Consider the following 655-nt stretch of genomic DNA (forward strand, 5'->3'; position numbering starts at 1 on the left):
GCAGGCTGAACAGTTGCATCTTTATTAGGTTGTTTTAAAAATACACTATTGAACAAAGTGACGGCCTAGCTTTGCCTTTTTTTGCCTAAAATCCTTTCCAAGCACCTCAATTCTAAGCTCTGTAACTAACACTAACAGTATGTGAAAAAATAATTATGCGATTATCCACAACGGGAGAGGTGCTAAATTTTCTGACACAAAATATGTGTCTGTCCTTTTTATTTCCGTTTCTATTTCCTGCAGTCATCTTCATGCGTGTAATTTAGGTTTAATAGGGCTAATGACTTATTTAATAGGTGAAATAAAAATAACCCCGCAATAAAAGATAAATTCTGAACCTGAAAAGTAAATTTAGTGACACAGTTTTATTTGTTCAATTAGAGTGGCTCTCTTATTTAGTTGCTGCTGAAAGGTAAAGGGTTAGGAAAGATAGTCGACGCTGTACCAATAGTGAAAGGTCATCAAATGTTGAAGACAGAGCTGTTCCAGATCACTGGGAGTTGGACTTGAACCAAGGCTCAGAAAACAGCTTTATCGCGACCTTAGTTGAACGACATTCTAGGTATGTAATGCTAGCGAAAGTACCTAGTAATAAAACAAAGCCAGTAATCGAAGCATTGATTAGACAAGCTAATAAGTTGCCAGCACTGCCAAG

At 36.9% G+C, this 655-nt stretch carries 1 pseudogene; it reads left to right on the forward strand.

From position 1 onward, the window contains the following. Positions 1–408: 408 nt before the first annotated feature. Positions 409–655: pseudogene (locus FW757_RS23150) on the forward strand (transposase); the annotation flags it as partial.

Source organism: Pseudoalteromonas sp. 1181_04 (assembly GCF_052850545.1).